The sequence below is a fragment of the Gilliamella sp. Fer4-1 genome (assembly GCF_001690515.1).
Classification (GTDB): domain Bacteria; phylum Pseudomonadota; class Gammaproteobacteria; order Enterobacterales; family Orbaceae; genus Gilliamella; species Gilliamella apicola_C.
Genome location: NZ_LZGZ01000032.1, coordinates 1 through 3,132, shown reverse-complemented (window position 1 = coordinate 3,132; position 3,132 = coordinate 1). Strand labels below are relative to the sequence as shown.

Below are 3,132 nucleotides of genomic sequence, written 5' to 3'. Positions count from 1 at the left end.
GAAAATACAGCATTAGATTTATCAAAATTGTCTGTTAAATTAACCGCAATAGATAAATTTTCAAAATAATATTTAAATTCATTTAAATTCATTTGATTAAAAAAGGTTAATTTATTTTTATTAGATAAAAACGTTTCTTTCTTCTGTTTTGAAAAACTTGAAACAACCATTTGATGTAGTTTTGATAATTCACTATATAAATTATTAAGCTCATCATTTATTTCTTTTGAAGAAACCTCTTCTATTTTATTTTTAGATTTCTTTTTTCTAATTTTTATACCTAATAAGCATAAAGTGGTATAACTTGACGAATGATATAAACCGAATAGACTCTGCTTCTTTGTGATATATTCAATATATTTAATCTTATAATATTTTTTTCTAGATAGCGCTTTAAAAAAGCGATTTCGTGGAAATAAAGATGTAAAAGAGAATTTATTTATAATATTTGTAGTTTTCTCAAGTACTTTTCCAATATTTTTATGCGATGAATGAGCTATTTCATCCCAAAAAACTCTTTCAAAATGCTTTTCCAATGTTAACGCTACTTTATAAAATAAATTCCATTTAAAAATAAAAGTTAACAATTCTTCAAAACACAATAACCGATCTAATTCATGATTTAATTCATTAACTTTAGATTTAGAAAGTTTCAAAGTTAAGTTCATAATTGAATTTTTGCGGCTTAAATAATTATGGAGCTTTTCAGGCATAAAATAAGCGAAATCAGACACTAGTGCATATGACCAGAAAAAAGGGTTATCTTCATATAATTTACCTACTGGAAATCTTATATGATAAGATTTGATAATTGAAAGTTTATATATTTTATTCCATGCACAAACATCTAAAAATTGGGTAACATAACTTGTCAATTTAACTATGCCACAAAATTTATGCTGAAAATAATCTTCATTATAACGTTCACAATCACTATCTTCCATCACCAGGTTGGTTGAAAAATGCACAAGATCGACTCCATCATTAGCAAATCGAGATAAGGCCAACTCATATGCATTATTTTCAACATAGTCATCAGAATCTAAAAAAGTGACAAACTGTCCTTTAGCATTATCAATGCCCATATTTCTTGCTGATGATAATCCACCATTAGCTTTATTAAAAATCTTTATGCGAGGATCTTTATCAGCATATTCATTCAAAATGATATGCGAATTATCTTTTGAACCATCATTAATACAAAGAATTTCAATATCTCTTAAAGTTTGGTTAACAAGGCTATCCAAACATTTTTTCAAATATTTTTCTGTATTATAGACAGGCACTATGATAGTTAATTTAGGTTGCAAAATTAATTTTCCTATTTAAACAATAATGAATGCATATTTTTTTTTCTTAATTGAAAATGAAAATAATATTTTATTTGGTATTATTTCCTGATTCAATTTAACAAATGTTACCTTATTGTTAACTCTAAATTTTACTTTAAATGGTCGTTTCACCTTAGTTTGAATATTTGTATTTTTAACATCATCATCTTTCCAAGACGCATTAAACTGATGAACACAATAATTTAAATATCCTTCTATTTCTTCACAAAAGTAGTAAGATGGAAAAATAATTTCTTTAGGTGAAATGTTCAAAGAGTCAAATTTATTAAAAGGTTCGGAAACTAAGTTTTTATTTTTTAAAATAGTTGTTATTCGCTCAACATTGGTTGTAACATCTGGCTCACCGTTTCTAATAAACCTATCATGTTTATAGGTATCTAAAATCTCTTTAATAAACTCATTTCCTTTAGATGCCCCTAATGTTGCGGTTGAAATAGGATGAATTATTTCTTTCCAATTTTCATAACAAGAAAAAAAATCCAAATCTAAGAAAGAGTCAAAAGAATCAAAAGATTGAGATAAAATAATATCTGTATCTAAATATATTCCCCCTTCTGTCCATAAAGCATATATTCTAAAATAGTCAGATACAAATGCAAACTTTCTCATTTGATATGCTTCTTTGACGTACTGGTTATTGTTTGCTAAATGAAGATGATTGTCATTCCATTCTACAAATTTATAATTGGGAAGTTTTATTTTCCAATTTTGTATATTATCCAAAATTTTCTTTGGTTTAGGGTTATCGCCAAACCAACAATAATGAATTATTTTAGGGATCATAATAATTAGGAAACCTCATTATTTTTTAAAATAACTAAACAAGAAAATACTTAAAGAAAAACAGTATATTTTGTTCGTGTAATACTTTGGTAAATCGGAATGTTGTAATAAATTCAACAAGTTTTCTTTAGTAATTTCCCCTCCCCATTGTAGATGTCTTCTTATCATAAAAAAAATAGCGTTATACTTGTTTATATTAATTTTATTTTGAAACATATATTGCAATATTGAATAAATTACTATTGCTCTATCAATATTATTTCTCTTCTGTATTTCTGGATCTGGATTATTACATTGCGAATTTAGGTTAGTCTTATTATATATATAATATGTTTTTTGAGTATAAACTAATTTTTGAGAATTAATTAAATATAGTGAATTAAAATAAAAGTCTTCAGCAAAGCCAAAATAATTATCTGACTCAATAAATTTAAGATGAAGTGCTTTAATTTTATTTAAACTATACAATTTGGCATAAGGAGCAGGAAAAGAATCAATACTTAACAAATGGCTAATTTTTTTTCTTGTGTTTAATAATTGGCTTTCTTGTTGGAAAAAAAAACTCTTAACTAATCCTTCATTTTGTTGATGGTAAATATCACAAAACACGCAATCCACATCATCTGTATACACTTTAACCATTTCTTCAAAATAATTACTTGGTATAATATCATCAGAATCAATAAATGTAAGTAATTTACCAGTTGCTTTATTAATACCCAGATTTCTTGCTTTATGAGATCCACCATTTATTTGATAAAAATACTTTACTCTTGGATCAAACTTGAACTGCTCACATATAGCTCTCGTAGAATCAGAACTTCCATCATCAACTATAATTAATTCATAGTCAGAAAAAGATTGGGAAAGTATGCTATTTATACAGGAACTAGCATACTCTTCGGAATTATACATAGGCAAAACAACTGAAAGTAATGTCATATTTAATCTCAATTATTGATAAAAAATTTATTAGTCTATTTCAGCTATATCAAAG

3 protein-coding genes are annotated in these 3,132 nt (G+C 25.8%); all 3 read right to left on the bottom strand.

The window, feature by feature from the left end:
- A partial coding sequence (locus A9G30_RS01040; RefSeq protein WP_065587780.1) for a glycosyltransferase family 2 protein occupies positions 1-1,310 on the bottom strand: 1,310 nt, incomplete at its 3' end.
- Positions 1,311-1,325: 15 nt separating this feature from the next.
- The gene (locus A9G30_RS01035) at positions 1,326-2,135 is read right to left on the bottom strand and encodes a glycosyltransferase family 32 protein (RefSeq protein ID WP_065587779.1); all 810 of its coding nucleotides are present in this window, start codon (positions 2,133-2,135) and stop codon (positions 1,326-1,328) included.
- Between the two features lie 18 nt (positions 2,136-2,153).
- Positions 2,154-3,077, bottom strand: a complete 924-nt coding sequence (locus tag A9G30_RS01030; protein WP_065587778.1) for a glycosyltransferase family 2 protein — start codon at positions 3,075-3,077, stop codon at positions 2,154-2,156.
- Between the last annotated feature and the right edge of the window lie 55 nt (positions 3,078-3,132).